We start from the raw sequence: 16,220 nt of genomic DNA, 5'->3' as shown, positions 1-16,220 counted from the left end.
AGGGAAGGGGGCGGGAGGGGCGGGAAGGGGGGCGGGCGGCTTCAGTCGAACCAGTCGGGATCACCGGCCAGGATCAGCTCCTTCAGCAGCGCGCGGTCGCCGAACACCTGGTGCAGCAGCGACCCCAGCTTTCTCAGCGCGTCGGGGTCCTCGCCGTAGGCGACGAACATCCCCGCCTCGCTGTCGTACCCGAACCGGCCCGCCAGTTCCGGGGCGCGCTCGCGCACCGCGGATCTGGCGACGCCCTCCCAGCCGTAGCCGCCTGCGTCCTGCCCGCACTCGGTGAAGACATCCGCCACCGCCACGATGTGGCTGTCGCCGAGCATCAGGCAGTAGGAGCCGGGCTTGTGGTCGTACTCGAAGAACACCAGAGGGGCGTAGGTCTCACGATCGGTCATGGGTCCGACTCTAGGAGCCGGCACTGACATCGGGGTCCGCGTGCTCGTCCGTGTACTGGCCCGCGTACTCCGCCGTCGGCGCGATGGGGCTGATGATGTCGATGAGGACACCGCTCGGGTCGGCGACGATGAAGTGCCGCTGGCCGAAGTCCTCGTCGCGCAGGGCGAGCAGCGGGGCGAGTCCCTCGCGGACCACGAGCCGCTCCCACTCGGCGTCCACATCGGTCACCTCGAAGTTGAGCAGCAGGCCCCGCGCGGGGTGGCGGTGGCCCTCGGGGATCGTCGGATGGGTGTGGTCGAGGAGGGCGAGTTCGTGGGTGCCCCGGCGGAGGCTGATGTACCAGTCAGCCTCGAAGGTCGTCTCGAAGCCCAGCAGCCGGGTGTAGAAGTCGTGCGACTCCTTGAGTCGGGCGGTGCCGATCACCGGATAGAAGCTGGTCAGGTGGGTGGGCGCGGTCGAGGTCATGAGGTCCCTTTCGCATACCGGCGGTATGTGAAAGAAGGTATGGGCATACCGCCGGTATGTCAAAATGGCCGCTGCGGGATCAGCGATCAGAGATCAGAGATCAGAGATCACAGATCAGGGATGAGGGACGAGGGGCGATGCGGGAACAGGGCATCCGGGCCCGGCAGCGGGCGCAGACCCGGCGGACCCTGCTGTGGGAGGGCCGAAAGGCGTTCGCCGAGCAGGGTTACGCCGGGGTCGGACTCGCGGAGATCGTGCGGGCCTCGGGGGTCACCAAGGGTGCGTTCTACCACCACTTCCCCAGCAAGGCGGAGCTGTTCCACGCCGTGCTGGAGGAGGTGCAGCAGGAGGTGGGACGCCGGGTCGCCGCGGCGGCCGAGACCCGGGACGACCCGTGGGAGCAGCTCATCGCGGGGTGCGGGGAGTTCCTGGCGGCGGCCACCGATCCGGAACTCCAGCGGATCATGCTGGTCGACGGCCCCGCGGTGCTGGGCTGGGCCGAGTGGCGGGCCATGGACGAGGCCGCGTCCGTCCGCCATCTCACCGACGCCCTCACCGCGCTGATCGACACCGGACGCATCACCCCGCAGCCGGTGGCCCCGCTGGTGCATCTGCTGTCCGGCGCGATGAACGAGGCGGCGCTGTGGCTGGCCACGCCCCCCGGCTCCGGCCAACTCGCCCGCACGCGGGAGGCGCTGACGACGCTGCTGGGTGCGTTGCGCACGGACTGACGGCTTGCGGTGAGCGGGGTGAGCCCGGCCCAGGTCGGGGCGGCGGTGCAGGTGACACGGCCCCTTCAGGCCGGTTCAGGTCACCTCCGGTCAGGTCACCTCCGGTCAAGTCATCCCACCCCCCTTCGGACACCCCCGCTCACCCCACCCCCCTCCGCACCGTGCTCGCCCGTACCCGGAGCCTGCTCGGGACCAGGGTCGGCTGGTCCACCCGCTCTCCGTTGAGGCGGCGCAGCAGCATCTCCACCGCCGCTCCGGCCTGGTCGGCGGGGCGGAGATCGATCGCGGTGATGGGCGGGTCGGACTGCTGGGCGAACCGGTTGTCTATGCCGATGGCCAGCAGCAGATCCTCCGGCACCCGGATGCCCCGTTCCCGGCAGGCCCGGGTCGCGCCCTCGCTGTACTGCTCGGCGGAGGCGATCAGCGCGTCCGGTGGCTCATCGGCGTCCAGCAGCGCGCAGGCCGCGCGGTAGGAGTCGGCCTCCAGCCGGTCCACCGACACCTGGGCGACGAACGGCCGCAGCCCGTGCCCGGCGCACCAGGACTCGTACGCCTGAGTCCCCTCCAGGGTCCATGCCCAGGTCGACCGGGCGGACAGCAGGGCGATCCGGCGGGCGCCCTGGCCGTGCAGATGGTCCAGCAGGTCCCGCATATTGCGGTCGTTGTCGCCGGACACATAGAACGGCCGCTCGGGGCGGTCCGGGTCGCGCTCGATGGAGACGACCGGGATGCCCATGCCCTCCAGCAGATCGATCCGGGGGTCACCGGCGGCCGGGTCGCACAGCACCACCCCGTCCGGCCCGATCAGCCGCCACTCGTCCGCCGTGCTGATCCGGGGGGTCAGCATCACCGCGTACCCCTCGCTGAACGCGGCGCGGGCCGAACCGGAGGCGATGGTCATGTAGTAGTCGAGGCCGATCATGTCGTACTCGTTGCCGCTGACGTCCCGGTGCGGCAGGACCAGCGCGATGGTGCCGGTGCGGCCGTGCCGGAACGCCTGGGCGACCCGGCTGGGCCGGTAGCCGAGGGAGTCGGCGGTGCGCCGGATGCGGTCGCGGGTCTCCTGGCGGAGCTTGCCCTTGCCGTTCAGGGCGTCGGAGACGGTCGTCACCGACACCCCCGCGGCGGCGGCGACATCACGGATCGTCACCCGGCCGCCCCCGGCACCGTTCGCCTTCACCTCGGCATCACCGCCCCCACCAGCATCCTGATCGGCCTCACAGACTTCAGCGGCATCAGCGGATCCAGCCGTTTCACTCGCAGCCCTGCCCGACATCGACTCGGAACCCGGAACTCGGGGGACGGACACCGGGCACCCACCCGGACGCCGGTCCCGTACCGGTGACGACGCCGCCCACGCATACAGTACGACGGGCCCCCGCCAGGCTCCGGCAGCCGCAGCCGCAGCCGCAGCCGCAGCCGCAGCCGCAGCCGTAGCCGTAGCCGCCAAGGCCCCCGCATCTGTCCCGGTACCCCGGTCGCGCGTGCCACCGGATCAGCCCACACCCGCCGGGGCCGTCCAGGTCTCGCCCCGGCGGGCCGCCACCACCCGCCCGCCGCGGACCGTCCAGCGCGGCCCCGGCTCATTGCGCAGGGCGTGGGTGAGGGAGGTGGCGGCGAGGACGACGAAGTCGGCCGGTCCGCCCGTGGCGGGGGCGGCGAAGGGCACCCCGGCGGCGCGGGCCGCGTGGTCGGTCACCATCCGCCAGGCCGTCTCCACCCCCCGGTCCGCCTCGTCGGCGAGCGGTACCGCGTGCCAGGCCAGCCGGGCGCTGTCCAACGGGTCGAGATTGCCGAACGGCTCCCAGTTGTCCTGGAGATTGCCGGTCCCGGCGGCGACGGCCACCCCGGCCGCCAGCAGTTCGGCGGTCCGGGAGACCCCCCGCCAGGGGCGGGAGCCGCTCAGATTGGTCGGGCAGACGGTGACCGTGATGCCCGCCTCGGCGACCTTCTCGATCACCTGCCGGGCGTCGTCGTCGCCGTAGGTCTCCAGGGCGCCCACATGGTTGGCGTTGACCAGGCCGCTCATGCCATGGGCGAGGGTCCGCTCGGCCAGCGGCAGCAGCAGCCGCTCGGCGGGGTCGGTGAAGTAGTCGACGTTGATGTCGATCCCGACGCCGAACCGCTCGGCCAGCGCGAACACCTGGTCGAGATGGGCGAGCCGGTCCTCCGGGGTGCGCTCGTTGTTGGGCCAGCCACCGACCCGGTGGGCGCCCGCCGCCAGCGCCGCCGCGACCAGGTCGTACGCCCCCGGATCCTGCACCAGGCCCTCCTGCGGGAAGGCCGTCACCCGCAGATCGAGCAGGTCGGCGTGGGCGCGGCCCGCGTCCATCACCCCCTCGAAGGAGGTGAGTCGGGTCACCGAGTCGATGTCCGCCTGGCCCGCGACCGTGCCGACGCCCTGCGCGGCGGCCAGCCGCAGGAACGCCCCGGCGCGGTCCGCGACCTCGGCGCGAGTGAAGGTGGCCTTGAGATCGCGCTGACGCTGCATCAGATCCGGCCGGTGGGTGAGCGGGAACGGCAGTCCCAGCGGGCCGATCGAGCAGCGGCTGAGCGCCTTGTCGGGGTGGCTGTGCGGCTCGACGAACGGCGCGGTGAGCAGCCCGCCGTCCCCCGCGATCCGCTCCAGGGCGGCCACCCCGGACCCGGCGCCGGGCCCCAGCGCGGCGATCCGCCCCTCCCGGACGACGACATCCACCGGGCCGTCCGCGACCCGGCCACCGGCCTCGACGGGCCGGACGCCGGTCACGATCAGGTCGGCGGGCGGGTGCGGGTCAGAAACCGTCACGGTTGATGTCCTTGTAGAGGAGGTACGAGGGGCGGGTCGAGCCGGTCGCGTAGAACGACTGGGGGCAGTAGGGGGCCATGTAGACGAAGTCCCCGGCGGAGACCTCCACATGGTCGTCGCCCAGGTAGTAGACGCCTTCGCCCGTCAGCATGTAGAGGCCGTGCTCCTGGTGGTGGACCTCCACCATCCGGAACCGCGAACCGACGTCGAACCGCATGAAGTTCATCGCCATGTCGTAGCGCTCGTCGTCGGGCAGCAGCGGGGCGTAGGTGCCGCCGATGGTGTCGTCGGGGTGATGGGTGACCTCGTCCACATGCCCGGCCACCGGCTCCGGCGGCGCGATGCCGTCCACCCGGTCGTAGCGCCGCTTCACCCACAGCGCCCGGGACTCACCCTCCGACACGACTCCGAACTCGGTGCCCTCCGGCAGGAACACATAGCCGCCGGGCTCCAGCGGGTAGGTGTCCGCACCGGCCGTCACCACGAGATGCCCGTCCAGGACATAGAGGAAGTTCTCGAAGCCGGTGCCCAGGGGCCGGGTGCTGTGCCCGCCGGGCTCGAACTCCAGCAGATACTCGCCGAACCGGGCCGGCAGGGAGCGGGGTGTGGCCAGCGGCTTGGCGATGACCCCGGTGAGATGGGGGAGGGCGTTCTCGACCAGGTTCTCCGGGCACATCAGCGTGTACGCGGGCCGCACCCGCCCCCGGCTGGCGCTCACCTGGTGGACGACGGGACTGGCGGGGGTGGTGGTGCTCATGCTCAACTCCGTTTCTCTGCTCATCAGTTGTCGCCGAAGGGTCCGGCATAGGTGCCGTCGGTCAGTACGGTCTCCCCGTCCACCCGGACGTCGGGGCGGGCCACGACCATGTCGACATGGACCGGGGACTCCCAGTCGGCGCCGGTGAACTCGGGGAAGGGGTGGCCGAAGGCGAGATGCGTGCCGGGGACGTTCTCGTCGAACAGCAGATTCCCGGTGAGGGCGGTCAGCGCCCGGTTGGTGCCGAGGGCGAGTTCGCCCAGGCGCAGTCCGTCCGGGGCGCCGCCGAGCCAGTCGCGCAGCCGGGACTCCAGCTCCCGGTCCGGATGGCGCAGGGACACCGCCCGGCCGCCCGCGACCTCGATCAGCAGCGGTTCGGGCAGGAGCCCGGTCGCGCTGTTGAAGGGGTAGCCCACGACGGACACCGCGAGGACGCCCTCGGCGTCCACCGGCGTGCAGAACACCTCGCCCTGCGGCAGCCGCCCGCCCTCTCCGGCGCACCCGTACAGCCCGGTGAACGGTGTCCAGGGCCGCTCGGGGGCGCAGGTCAGGTCCAGTTCGGTGCCGGTCGCGCTGGTGATCCGCACCGACCGGCAGCCGGTGAGCCGGTCCCGTACCGCGAGGGTGAAGCGGGCCACCTCGGCGTAGTCGACGGCCATCCCGACACCGAGACAGACATCGTCCAGGGCCGGCATGTGCGCGTGCCGCGCCCCCAGCCGGTCCAGATGCGCCCAGAACGTGCCGTCCCAGGCGACCAGATCACCGGGGTCCGCCGCCGCGAACACGGTCACGGTCGGCCGGTGCTCGTCCAGCACCCGCCCGATCTCCGCCCGCGCCCGCGCGTACCCGTCCCCGGTGACCTCCGGTACGACGGCCAGCGCGGCACGGGTCAGCGCACGGGCCTCGGCCACGATGACGTCCGCCAGCGGCCGGGTGCGCCGATCGGTGATCACCAGCACCCGGTCGTCGCCGGTGACGGCGAGGCAGCTCCGCAGGAGTTCGCGGGCTCCGGCGAGGAGGTCGGGGGTGGGGGTGCGGGTCACTGCGGGCATGGCGTCCCCTTGGTCCTTGCCTCGGTCTCGGTCTCGGTCTCGGTCTGGGCTATGGCTGCGGTCCAGGTCCCGGTCCGGGCTGCGGCTGCCGCTCCGGTTCCGGTCAGGGCTTCGGCTCCCGTCAGTGCCACAAAGCGCCCCGTCCCCTTCCCCGCCAGCACCCGCCCGTTCGCCGCCACCGTCCTCCCCCGGACCACCGTTCTGACGACCCGTACCGACGCAGTGCGGCCGTCGTAGGGGGACCAGCGTTCCTCGGTGAGTTGCTGGTGCTCCGCGCTGACCACCCAGGGTGCGGCCGGGTCGAGCAGGACGAAATCGGCGTCCAGGCCGGGGCGCAGCGCGCCCTTGCGGGCCTCGGCGCCGCACAGCCGGGCCGGGCCGCTGGTCAGCAGCGGCACGATCCGCTCCCAGCCCAGGCCCCGGCGCAGCGCCTCCGTGAGGACCAGCGGCACATACTCCTGGACGCTCTGGATGCCGAAGGGGCAGCCGAACGCGTCGTCGGTGGCGCCGAGTTTGTCGGCCCGGCCGTAGGGACAGTGGTCGGAGACGATCGCCTGGACGAGTCCGGCGCCGACCCGGTCCCACAACTCCTCCACCCGGGCCGGGTCCCGCAGCGGGGGCGCGCAGACGCCGAAGCCGCCCAGGCCGGGGAGTTCGTCGGCGGTCAGCAGCAGATGGTGGGCGGTGACCTCGCAGGTGGCGTCCAGACCGGCCGCCCGCGCCTCGGCCACCAGGTCCACGGCCTCCGGCGTCGACAGATGCACCAGATGGACCGCGCAGCCGGTGCGCCGGGCCAGCCGCAGCACCCCGCGCACCGCCTCGATCTCCGAGGACGGCGGCCGGGCGGCGAGCAGCGCGCCCAGATCCGTACGGCCCAGGGCCCGCTGTTCGGCCTCGCCCCGGGCCAGCGCGGTGCGGTCCTCGGCGTGCACCAGCACCCGAGCGCCGAGGCGGGCGGCGGTCGCCATGCCGGTGAGCAGGTCGGACTCGGTGGCGGGCGGGAAGTCCATGTCGTTGTCGGGCAGGAACGCCTTGAAGCCGGGCGCGCCCAGCGCGTGCTGGCCCGCCATCTCGTCCAGCGACGGGGCCGTCAGCGCGCCCCACAGCCCGAAGTCGACCACCGCCCCGGCCCCGGCCCGCCCGATCTTGTCGGCGTAGCGCGGTGCGGTCGTGGTGGGCGGGTCGGAGAAGGGGTGCTCCACGACGAAGGTGACCCCACCGGCGGCGGCGGACCGGGTGCCGGTGTGGAAGTCGGCCTCCAGGGAGATCCCGGGCACATCGAAGTGCACATGGGGATCGATCACCCCGGGCATCAGCAGCAGCCCGCGCGCGTCCAGGGTCTCCCGGGCCCGGACGGGCGCCCCGGGCTCCACGATCGCCGTCACCTTCCCGGCGTCGACCAGCAACGTCCCGGGACGGGACCGGACAGCGCCGTCCGGCCCCTCCTGCGCGAGCAGCGTCGCGCCGGTCACCGCCAGGTCCACGACCGCCGCCGGTCCGTTCTCCGGGTTCACGCCCGCACCCCGGCCGCCGTACGGTCGTCGCCGGGCAGCCGGAGTCCGTCGCGCGCGTCCGTCACCCGCCGCCCCACCAGCCGGCCCCGGCGGAACGTCGTCCGGGTGCCCGGCAGTCCGGCCAGGGCCGTCGCCCGGTCCGGTGCCTCGAAGAGCACCAGGTCGGCGTCCTCGCCGACCGCGATGTCCCCGTCGCGCCCGCCCAGGACGGCCGAGGCACGCCCGGACACCATCTCCCAGGCGAGATCCACGGCGCTCTCGTCCTCGAACCCGGCCCCCAGGAACGTCATCCGGGCCCGGTCGAGCGGGTCCAGGGTGCCCAGCGCGTACCAGCCGTCGTTCATGTTGTCGCTGCCCGCCGCGACCACCGCCCCGGCCGCGATCAGCTCCGCCGGACGGGACAGCCCGCGCGGACCGCCGTCCACCAGGTTCAGCGGGACCACCACCACCCGTACGTCGGCCTCGGCGACCTTGGCGACGACCCGGGCGGCGTCGGTGTCGTCGTACACCTCAAGTCCGCAGCAGTGGCTGGCCAGGACCCGGCCCCCGTAGCCGCGCCGGAGGGTTTCCCCGGCGACGAACTCCAGCATGGTCTCGGTGGGGTCGATGGCGCAGTCCACATGGATGTCGACCCCGGCGCCGAAGCGTTCCGCCAGGTCGAAGGTCTCGCGCACGCTCGCCCGCTGGGCCTCGGTGCCGTCCTCCACATTGGGCCAGCCGCCGATCAGATCGGCGCCCGAGCGCAGCGCCTCGGCGAGCAGTTCGCGCGTCCCGGGATCCCGGGCCAGCCCCTCCTGCGGGAACGCGACGATCTCGACGTCCATCAGATGCGCCACCCGCTCCCGCGCGGCCAGCACCCCGTGCAGTCCGCGCAGCCCGGCCACCGAGTCGACATCGACATTGGCGCGCAGCCGGGTGACCCCGCCGGACGCAGCGAGCCGCAGTGCGCGGGCGGCGCGTTCGGCGACGTCCTCGGCGGTGAACCCGGCCTTGATCAGCCGGGCCCGCTCGAACCCGTCGAGGGCTCCGGCGGGCGCCCGGTCCCTGGTGTACGCCTTGTCGGGGTGGTAGTGGGGCTCGGTGAAGGAGCGGGAGAGCAGACCCCCGCGGGCGTCCAGGGCGGTGTCCCCGGCGCCCGCCGTCGCGGGGTCGTCGTCCGGTCCGGCGGGCAGGATCGCGCTCACCTTTCCGTCCCGGACGTACAGATCCACCGGCCCGCCGCGGCCGTGGACGCGGGCGTTGCGGATCAGCCGGCGGGAGCCGGGCGCGGGGAGTCGCTGTTCGGACGGCATGGCGGTGTCACCACTCCCATTCGTTGGCGGGGACCCGGATGTCCGTCGGGTGGGCGGTCACCGCCGCCAGCCCCGCCCGCAGGGCGGCGGTCTGGAGGGCGAGGTCCATGCTGGGACCGTTGTGGCCGAGCCGGGCGACATGCTCCGGGGTGTCGGGCAGATGGACGAAGCCGCACCGGGTGGGCAGCCCGAAGCGGGCGGCCAGGTGCAGCGCGGTGTACATGACGGCGTTGCAGCCGTGGGTGGACGCCGAGTTGGAGATCAGGGCGGGCACCCCGGCCGCGCGCATCGCCGTCGTCATCGCCTTGACGGGCAGGCTGGCGAGATAGGCGACGGGGCCCTCGGGGTAGAGGGCCTCGCCCGCGGGGCGGCGGCCGTCCTCGGCGAACTGGAAGTCCTCCACATTGACCGCGGTGCGCTCCACGGTGACGGTGGTCCGGCCGGAGAACACCCCGCAGGACACCACCGCAGCGGGCGGCGGCCCCCCGGCCAGCTCGGGCGACAGCAGCGGGAGCAGGGCCTCCTCCGGGTGCTCCTTCCACACGAGGGGGCGTCCGACCACCCGGTGGCCGCCGATCTCCGCGCCGTCCAGGGCGAGCGCCACGGCGGAGCTGGGGTTGTCGGCGTAGTGCAACTCGGTCCGGTTCGCCAGGGTGCCGAAGGCGCCGTTTCCGGTCACCAGGATCCAGGGTCGGGTCATCGCTCATCTTCCGGTGGATGGAATGCGTGGCTCAGGGGGGGGCGGAAGCACGCCAGGTCCGGCGGGGGCCTGGGCCCGGCACCGCACACCGCGCCGCAAAGGGCCGCGGTGTCGCCGCGGAGGTCCGCGGTCTCGCCATGGCTCAGCATCATGACGGAAACGGCGAAGAAAAGAAACGTTTCTTTTTCTCGAAGAAACGTTTCTTTCAGGGGCTTGACCCGAGTTGTCCCTCGGTGTTGACTGCGGCCATCGAGCCCACGCCCAAGGGCTCAGCCGGCACAGCCGGGACAGAGCCGGGACAGAGGGCAGCACCCCGCCGGGACGGTTCGTCTGCTGTCCGCCCACCCCCCGCACGCCCCCGGCACCCCCCAACGCATCAGGCCGATTTCTGCCTTGTGCGACGAGTCCTCAGTGACCCGCATCCCCCGCTGCGGGCCCACGCGCCCTGCGTGACCCCGAATCCCTCGCGGAGGTACCACCCTTGAACGCCCTCCCCGTCCCGCCGCGCCCCGGACGCCTCGCCGTCTCGCTGGCCGCCGGGGCGCTGCTGCTCACCGCCTGCTCCGGCGCCGCCACGGACGCCAAGGACCCGGCGCGCGCGAAAGGGGTCTCCGTCACCGAGCTGACCCCGAAGCCCTCCGGCCCCCTCGACCGGGTCACCTGGGCCGTGTCGGCCGAACCCGCGTCCTTCGACTGGATCTACAACGCCAGCTTCGAGACCGGGCAGATCATGTCCAATGTCTGCGAGGGCCTCTTCCGGCTCGACCCCGATCTGTCGGTACAGCCCGCGCTCGCGGAGTCGTTCACCAACCCCGACCCGAAGACCTGGGTCTTCGCCCTGCACCGGGGTGTCACCTTCCACGACGGCACCCCCCTCACCGCCGACGACGTGGCGTTCAGCCTCAACCGCAACCTCGACCCGGAGGCCGGCTCCTACTGGTCCGGCGCCTACGAGAACGTCTCCTCGGTGAAGGCCACCGGCCCGCTGGAGGTGACCGTCACCCTCAAGCAGCCCGACGCCCTGTTCACCTCCTATCTGAGCAGCCCCGCCGGGATCGTCGACAGCAAGGCCACGGTGACCGGCAAGGGCAAGGAGTACGGCACCCCCGACGGCGGGGTGAACTGCGTCGGCCCGTTCGAGCTGAGCGCCTGGGACAAGGGCCAGTCCATGACCCTGACCCGCGACGACGACTACTTCGACGCCGACCACCGGGCGCAGGCGAAGGAGGTCGTCTTCCGCTTTGTGCGCGACCCCGCCGCCCTGGTGAGCGGGCTGCTCTCCGACTCCATCGACGGCAGCTGGTTCCTCCCGCCGTCCGCCCTCGGCCGCCTCACCTCCAGCGGCAAGGGCACCGTCTACTACGGCGAGTCCACCCAGGGCTTCCACGCCATCGTGATGGACGCCGAGGGCCCCCTCAAGGACGTGCGGATCCGGCAGGCGCTGTCCATGGCCATCGACCGCCAGGGCATCATCGACTCCGTCATCAGCGGCGCCGGCCAGCCCCAGAAGGCGCCCGCCGTCCCCGGTTCCTGGGGCTACGCCGAGGACACCTACCGCTCCGCCTGGGACGGGCTCGATGTCACCGAACGCGACCTCGACGCCGCCAAGAGCCTGGTCGCCGAGGCCGGAGCGCCCGGGGAACCGATCGTCGTCGCCACCACCAGCGCCGAGGCCGAGGTCCCGGTGATCGGCGCCGAGATCCAGTCCGCGGCGAAGAAGATCGGCCTCGATGTCGAGGTCCGCTCCATCCCCGCCGACCAGTACAACGGCGTCTACACCGACCCCGAGGCCCGCAAGGGCATCGACCTCTACCTCACCGGCTGGGGCACCGACTTCCCCGACCCGCTCCAGATGTACCAGTACTTCCGCACCGGCCACTTCTACAACTTCTCCGGCTTCTCCGACCCCGAGTTCGACCGGCTGATCGACGAGGCCGGACGCACCCAGGACCCGGACCGCCGCGCCGAGCTGGTCACCGCCGCCCAGCGGATCGTCGTCGACGAACTGGCCTGGATCCCGCTGTACGCCCCCTACAACACCCTCTTCCTCAACCAGCGCCTCACCGGCACCCCCGCCTCGTACATGCAGCTCCACTACCCGTGGGCCGCCGACCTCGGGGCGTCCTCGTGAAGGGCGCGGCGGGCGGGCTGCCCGGTGTTCTCATCACCCTCGCCAAGCGGCTCTCGGCGCTGGCCCTGCTGATGCTGGCGACCTCGTTCATCGTCTTCTCCGCGATGTATCTGGCGCCCGGCTCACCCGAGTCGTTCCTCGCCCGGGGCAACTCGGTCACCGCCGACACCCTCCAGGCCATCCGCGACCAGTACCGCCTGGACGACCCGTTCTTCGAGCGGTACCTGTCCTGGCTCGGGGGGATCCTCACCGGGGACTTCGGGCAGTCCCTCCAGTTCCGCCAGCCGGTCGGCGATCTGATCGGCTCCCGGATCACCACCACCGTCACCCTGGTCGGCTACGCCTTCGTCCTGATCCTGGTCTCCGGCATCCTCATCGGCGTCCTCGCCGCGGTCCGGGGCGGCCGTACCGACCGGGCCGCCATCATCGGCACCACCGTCGCCATGGGCACCCCGTCCTTCGTGCTGGCGATCGGGCTGACCTCGCTGTTCTCGGTCACCCTCGGCTGGTTCCCCGCCTTCGGCGCCGGAGAGGGCTTCACCGGCAGGATCCAGCACCTCACCCTGCCCGCCATCGCCCTCGCCCTGTCCTCGGCCGCCCTGGTGGCCCGCGCCACCCGCTCCTCGATGCTGGCCGAACTGCGCAAGGAGTACGTCGAGACCGCCCGCGTCCGGGGGATCCCGCAGCGCCGGGTCATCTGGCGGCACGCCTTCCGCAACGCCCTGGTCCCGGTCGTCACCCTCGCCGGACTGGTCGTCTCCGGGCTGCTGGTGACCACCACCCTGGTGGAGACCGCCTTCGGCCTCAACGGCATGGGCTCCCTGCTGGTGCAGTCCGTCAACGCCAAGGACTTCCCGGTCACCCAGGCGATCGTGCTGATCATCGTCGGTGTGTTCGCGCTGTGCAATCTGCTGGTCGATCTGCTGCACCCGCTGGTCGATCCGCGGGTCCGAGGAAAGGTGGGCGCCTGATGCCGGCCGTCACCGACACCCCCGCCCAGCCCGTCCCGCCCGGCCCGAAGCGCGGCCCGAAGGGCGGTCCGGAGGCGGGCACCCAGGACGACTCGAAGGGTGGCACCGCCGGTGGCACCGCCCTGGTCCGCCGCCGGATCTGGCCGCGCCGCACCGGCGGGAGCCTCTCGGTCATCCTGTCCGTCGCGATCCTCGCGCTCTTCGTGCTGGTCGCGGTGTTCGCCCCCTGGCTCGCCCCGCACGACCCGAACGCCGTCTCCCTCTCCGACAGCCTCCAGGGCACCACCGCCGACCATCTCCTCGGCACCGACCAGTCCGGCCGCGATGTGCTGTCCCGGCTGATCCACGGCGCCCGCACCTCCCTGCTCGGCCCGCTCGGTGTCGTCACCGGCGCCACCCTGCTCGGCGTCACCATCGGTGTCGTCGCGGCCTGGCGCGGCGGCTGGGTCGACACCGTGCTGTCCCGGGCCATCGAGCTGATCTTCGCCTTCCCCGGTGTCCTGCTCGCGATCCTGCTGGTGGCCGTCCTCAGCGCCGGACTGAAGGCGACCGTCCTCGCCCTCGCCATCGCCTACACCCCCTACATGGCCCGGATGACCCGCAGCGCCGCCCTCGGCGAACGCCACCGCCCCTACATCCGCGCCCTGGAGATCCAGGGGTTCTCCGCGCCCGCCATCATCGCCCGGCATCTGCTGCCCAACATCGCCCCGATGGTCCTCGCCCAGGCGTCCCTGTGCTTCGGCTACGCCATGATCGACCTCGCCGGACTGTCCTTCCTCGGCTTCGGCGTCCAGCCGCCCCAGGCCGACTGGGGCGCCATGATCTCCGAGGGCCAGGTGGCCCTGCTCCAGGGCGCGCCGCTGTCCGCGCTCGCGCCCGGCGTCCTCATCGTCCTCGCGGTCGTCGCCTTCAGCCTGATCGGCGAAGGGGTCGCGGACCGGATCAGACGGGCGGACCGATGACGAGCGCTCCGCGCATGCTGCCCGCCCCGGGCCTGCTGCTCGCCCCGGGCCTGCTGCTCGCCCCGGGCGTGCTGCTCGCCCCGGGCGTGCTGCCCGCCCCGGGCGTGCTGCTCGCCCCGGGCGTGCTGCCCGCCCCGGGCATGATGCCCGCCCCGCGCACGATGTCCGCCTCACGCATGACGCCCGCCCCACGCATGATGTCCGCCCCCCTCCGCCCGCCCCGCGTCGAAAGGTCTTGCCGATGAGCACCGCGGCACCCGCCCCGACCGCCCCGCCGCGCACCGCGATGCTCGATGTGGCCGGGCTGTCCCTCACCGTCCAGCGCGGCCAGGACCGCAAGCCCATCCTCGCCTCCGTCTCGCTGAGCTGCGCCGAGGGCGAGATCGTCGGCCTGGTCGGTGAATCGGGCTCCGGCAAGTCGATGACCCTGCGCACCGCCGTCGGTCTGACCCCGGAACACGCCGAGGTCGGCGGCCGGGTCCAGGTGTCCGGCCGGGACGTACTGGGCGCCACACCCCGCGAACTCGCCGAGGTACGGTCCCGTACCGCGTCGATGATCTTCCAGGACCCCCGGGCCCACATCAACCCCTTCCAGCGCATCGGCACCTTCCTCACCGAAGGGCTGCGGCTGCACCGGGGCCAGTCCAAGGCGGAGGCGACCCGCACCGCCACCGCCCTGCTGACCGAGGTCGGACTGCCCGACCCGGCCCGGCAGTTGCGCCAGTACCCGCACGAACTGTCCGGCGGCATGCTCCAGCGGGTGATGATCGCCGCCGCCCTGGCGAGCGAACCGAGGCTGCTGCTCGCCGACGAACCGACCACCGCCCTCGATGTCACCACCCAGGCCGAGATCATGTCGATCCTGCTGCGGCTGCGCCGCGACCGGGGACTGTCCATCGTCCTGGTCACCCATGACCTCGATCTCGCCGTCGCCTGCTGCGACCGCATCCATGTGATGTACGCGGGGTCCATCGTGGAGTCCGCGTCCGCCGCCGAACTCGCCCGCGCGCCCCGCCACCCCTACACCGCCGCCCTGTTCGCCGCTCGCCCGGCCCCCGGCCGCGCCGAGCTGCGAACCGTCTCCGGCCGCCCGCTGGGGCTGTCCGAGGTGACGGGCGGCTGCGCGTTCGCGCCCCGCTGCCCCCGGGCCGCCGAGGTCTGCCACGAGGCCGCGCCGGAGAACCGGGAGAGCGGCGGGCGCGCGGTGCGCTGCCATCTCGCGGACGAGCTGCCCGGCTCCGGCCCGGTGTCCCCGGGTCCCGCGGACGAGCTGCCCGGCTCCGGCCCGGTGTCGCCGGGTCCCGCGGACGAGCTGCCCGGCTCCGGCCCGGTGTCCCCGGGTCCCGCGGACGAGCTGCCCGGCCCCGGCCCGGTGTCGCCGGACCCCGCGGACGAGCCGCCCGGCTCCGCCCCGGTGTCCCCGGCCTCCTCGGAGAACCCGGAGCGCTCGGTGTCCTCCGACCCGCTCACGAAGGGAGCACGGCCATGACCGCCGCCGCCCGTACCGCCCCCGAGGCACCCCCGGTGGTCCGGGTCGAGTCACTGCGCAAGACCTACGACCGCGGCCGGGTCGTCGCCGTGGACGAGGTGTCCTTCGACGTACCGGCGGGCGGCTCGCTGGGCATCGTGGGGGAGTCCGGCTCCGGCAAGACCACCACCGCCCGGTTGATCGTCGGGCTGGAGGAACCGGACGCGGGCCGGGTCCTGTTCGACGGGGCGGAGGCCGGCACCGGAGGCAGCCGCGCGGCCCGGCGGCACCGGGCCCGGACCGTCCAGCTCGTCTTCCAGGACCCGTACCAGAGCCTCGACCCCCGGCAGACCGTCGGGGACGCCCTCGACGAGGTGCTGCGGCTGCACCGGGACCTGGACGGCCCGGGGCGGGCCCGGCGCCGCGCCGAACTGCTCGGTCAGGTAGGGCTCGGCACCCGGGAGGCGGCGGCGCTGCCCCGGGAGCTGTCCGGGGGTCAGCGGCAGCGCGTCGCCATCGCCCGCGCGCTGGCCGCCGATCCCAGGGTGCTGGTGCTGGACGAGGCGGTCGCCGCGCTCGATGTGTCCATCCAGGCGCAGATCCTCAATCTGCTCTCCGAGATCCGCCGGGACACCGGGGTCGCCCTGATCTTCGTCAGCCATGATCTGGAGGTCGTGCGCTGGGTGGCCGAGGACGTGGTGGTGATGTTCCGGGGCGCGGTCATCGAGAGCGGCACCACCGCCGATGTACTGGACCACCCCGAACACCCCTACACCCGGCTGCTGCTGTCCAGTGTGCCGCGGCTGGGCTGGGACCCGGCCGAGGTGTCCCGGGCCCGGCGGGACTTCCTCGCCACCCGCTGACCGCCACCGCCCCGTACCCGTCTTTTCCCTTTCCCAGGAGTCTCAATGACGAAGTCAAGCCGCTTGCGTGACCGGTGGGGCGGAGGTGAAGATCCGTCCGTCACGCAGCAGGGCCCACAGAACGCCC

General features: G+C 73.0%; 16 protein-coding genes. 7 read left to right on the top strand and 9 right to left on the bottom strand.

Going from position 1 to position 16,220, the window contains the following annotated elements; translation table 11 throughout:
• Nucleotides 1-41: 41 nt before the first annotated feature.
• Both ABZX40_RS26530 and ABZX40_RS26525 read right to left on the bottom strand, forming a co-directional pair.
• Nucleotides 42-398: an immunity 51 family protein gene (locus ABZX40_RS26530; protein ID WP_355743725.1), complete on the bottom strand. Its 357-nt coding sequence runs from the start codon at nucleotides 396-398 to the stop codon at nucleotides 42-44.
• A gap of 10 nt (nucleotides 399-408) precedes the next feature.
• Complete coding sequence (locus tag ABZX40_RS26525) at nucleotides 409-864, bottom strand: VOC family protein (RefSeq protein WP_355743728.1); 456 nt, start codon at nucleotides 862-864, stop codon at nucleotides 409-411.
• A gap of 137 nt (nucleotides 865-1,001) precedes the next feature.
• Between ABZX40_RS26525 and ABZX40_RS26520 the strand changes: the two genes are divergently transcribed.
• Nucleotides 1,002-1,595: a TetR/AcrR family transcriptional regulator gene (locus ABZX40_RS26520; protein ID WP_355743731.1), complete on the top strand. Its 594-nt coding sequence runs from the start codon at nucleotides 1,002-1,004 to the stop codon at nucleotides 1,593-1,595.
• A gap of 139 nt (nucleotides 1,596-1,734) precedes the next feature.
• Here ABZX40_RS26520 and ABZX40_RS26515 read toward each other — a convergent pair whose 3' ends face one another.
• The 7 genes from ABZX40_RS26515 to ABZX40_RS26485 all read right to left on the bottom strand — a co-directional run bounded on the left by ABZX40_RS26515 (nucleotide 1,735) and on the right by ABZX40_RS26485 (nucleotide 9,698).
• Nucleotides 1,735-2,775, bottom strand: a complete 1,041-nt coding sequence (locus tag ABZX40_RS26515; protein WP_355743734.1) for a LacI family DNA-binding transcriptional regulator — start codon at nucleotides 2,773-2,775, stop codon at nucleotides 1,735-1,737.
• 315 nt (nucleotides 2,776-3,090) lie between these two features.
• A complete protein-coding gene (locus tag ABZX40_RS26510) occupies nucleotides 3,091-4,383 on the bottom strand; it encodes an amidohydrolase family protein (protein WP_355743737.1) in 1,293 nt (430 codons plus the stop codon).
• A complete protein-coding gene (gene allE, locus ABZX40_RS26505; protein WP_355743739.1) occupies nucleotides 4,370-5,140 on the bottom strand; it encodes a (S)-ureidoglycine aminohydrolase in 771 nt (256 codons plus the stop codon). Before allE ends, ABZX40_RS26510 begins: the two co-directional genes overlap by 14 nt.
• Before the next feature lie 23 nt (nucleotides 5,141-5,163).
• The gene (locus tag ABZX40_RS26500; RefSeq protein WP_355743741.1) at nucleotides 5,164-6,192 is read right to left on the bottom strand and encodes an aminopeptidase; all 1,029 of its coding nucleotides are present in this window, start codon (nucleotides 6,190-6,192) and stop codon (nucleotides 5,164-5,166) included.
• Nucleotides 6,180-7,706, bottom strand: coding sequence for an amidohydrolase family protein (locus tag ABZX40_RS26495; protein WP_355743744.1), 1,527 nt, complete (start codon nucleotides 7,704-7,706; stop codon nucleotides 6,180-6,182). Before ABZX40_RS26495 ends, ABZX40_RS26500 begins: the two co-directional genes overlap by 13 nt.
• A complete protein-coding gene (locus tag ABZX40_RS26490; RefSeq protein ID WP_355743747.1) occupies nucleotides 7,703-8,998 on the bottom strand; it encodes an amidohydrolase family protein in 1,296 nt (431 codons plus the stop codon). Before ABZX40_RS26490 ends, ABZX40_RS26495 begins: the two co-directional genes overlap by 4 nt.
• 7 nt (nucleotides 8,999-9,005) lie before the next feature.
• Nucleotides 9,006-9,698: a hypothetical protein gene (locus ABZX40_RS26485; protein ID WP_355743750.1), complete on the bottom strand. Its 693-nt coding sequence runs from the start codon at nucleotides 9,696-9,698 to the stop codon at nucleotides 9,006-9,008.
• 481 nt (nucleotides 9,699-10,179) lie between these two features.
• On the opposite strand from ABZX40_RS26485, the gene ABZX40_RS26480 reads away from it, so the two are divergent.
• From ABZX40_RS26480 to ABZX40_RS26455, 6 genes are read left to right on the top strand one after another with little or no spacing between them, the layout of a single operon-like run.
• On the top strand, nucleotides 10,180-11,829 hold the full coding sequence (locus ABZX40_RS26480) for an ABC transporter substrate-binding protein (protein WP_355743753.1): 1,650 nt from the start codon (nucleotides 10,180-10,182) through the stop codon (nucleotides 11,827-11,829).
• Nucleotides 11,799-12,800 (top strand): ABC transporter permease, encoded by a 1,002-nt coding sequence (locus ABZX40_RS26475; RefSeq protein ID WP_355743756.1) that lies wholly within the window; start codon nucleotides 11,799-11,801, stop codon nucleotides 12,798-12,800. Before ABZX40_RS26480 ends, ABZX40_RS26475 begins: the two co-directional genes overlap by 31 nt.
• Entirely contained in the window at nucleotides 12,800-13,762 is a 963-nt protein-coding gene (locus ABZX40_RS26470; protein WP_355743759.1) for an ABC transporter permease, read from the top strand. The genes ABZX40_RS26475 and ABZX40_RS26470 overlap by 1 nt, the downstream gene beginning before the upstream one ends.
• Nucleotides 13,759-14,007, top strand: a complete 249-nt coding sequence (locus tag ABZX40_RS26465) for a hypothetical protein (protein ID WP_355743762.1) — start codon at nucleotides 13,759-13,761, stop codon at nucleotides 14,005-14,007. The genes ABZX40_RS26470 and ABZX40_RS26465 overlap by 4 nt, the downstream gene beginning before the upstream one ends.
• Nucleotides 14,004-15,251 (top strand): oligopeptide/dipeptide ABC transporter ATP-binding protein, encoded by a 1,248-nt coding sequence (locus tag ABZX40_RS26460; protein ID WP_355743765.1) that lies wholly within the window; start codon nucleotides 14,004-14,006, stop codon nucleotides 15,249-15,251. The genes ABZX40_RS26465 and ABZX40_RS26460 overlap by 4 nt, the downstream gene beginning before the upstream one ends.
• Entirely contained in the window at nucleotides 15,248-16,093 is an 846-nt protein-coding gene (locus tag ABZX40_RS26455) for an ATP-binding cassette domain-containing protein (RefSeq protein ID WP_355743767.1), read from the top strand. Before ABZX40_RS26460 ends, ABZX40_RS26455 begins: the two co-directional genes overlap by 4 nt.
• Nucleotides 16,094-16,220: the final 127 nt, after the last annotated feature.

Source organism: Streptomyces sp. NPDC004610 (assembly GCF_040609715.1).
In the GTDB taxonomy this organism is placed as follows: Bacteria; Actinomycetota; Actinomycetes; order Streptomycetales; family Streptomycetaceae; genus Streptomyces.
The sequence above is the reverse complement of the archived record's forward strand: the minus strand, read 5'-3'. Positions and strand labels throughout refer to the sequence as shown.

Excerpts from the sequence above, each read along its gene's own strand:
- ABZX40_RS26525 (WP_355743728.1), bottom strand. The coding sequence starts at position 864 with ATGACCTCGACCGCGCCCACCCACCTGACCAGCTTCTATCCGGTGATC.
- ABZX40_RS26470 (WP_355743759.1), top strand. The coding sequence starts at position 12,800 with ATGCCGGCCGTCACCGACACCCCCGCCCAGCCCGTCCCGCCCGGCCCG.
- allE (WP_355743739.1), bottom strand. The coding sequence starts at position 5,140 with ATGAGCACCACCACCCCCGCCAGTCCCGTCGTCCACCAGGTGAGCGCC.
- ABZX40_RS26530 (WP_355743725.1), bottom strand. The coding sequence starts at position 398 with ATGACCGATCGTGAGACCTACGCCCCTCTGGTGTTCTTCGAGTACGAC.
- ABZX40_RS26485 (WP_355743750.1), bottom strand. The coding sequence starts at position 9,698 with ATGACCCGACCCTGGATCCTGGTGACCGGAAACGGCGCCTTCGGCACC.
- ABZX40_RS26455 (WP_355743767.1), top strand. The coding sequence starts at position 15,248 with ATGACCGCCGCCGCCCGTACCGCCCCCGAGGCACCCCCGGTGGTCCGG.
- ABZX40_RS26520 (WP_355743731.1), top strand. The coding sequence starts at position 1,002 with ATGCGGGAACAGGGCATCCGGGCCCGGCAGCGGGCGCAGACCCGGCGG.
- ABZX40_RS26460 (WP_355743765.1), top strand. The coding sequence starts at position 14,004 with ATGAGCACCGCGGCACCCGCCCCGACCGCCCCGCCGCGCACCGCGATG.
- ABZX40_RS26465 (WP_355743762.1), top strand. The coding sequence starts at position 13,759 with ATGACGAGCGCTCCGCGCATGCTGCCCGCCCCGGGCCTGCTGCTCGCC.
- ABZX40_RS26490 (WP_355743747.1), bottom strand. The coding sequence starts at position 8,998 with ATGCCGTCCGAACAGCGACTCCCCGCGCCCGGCTCCCGCCGGCTGATC.
- ABZX40_RS26500 (WP_355743741.1), bottom strand. The coding sequence starts at position 6,192 with ATGCCCGCAGTGACCCGCACCCCCACCCCCGACCTCCTCGCCGGAGCC.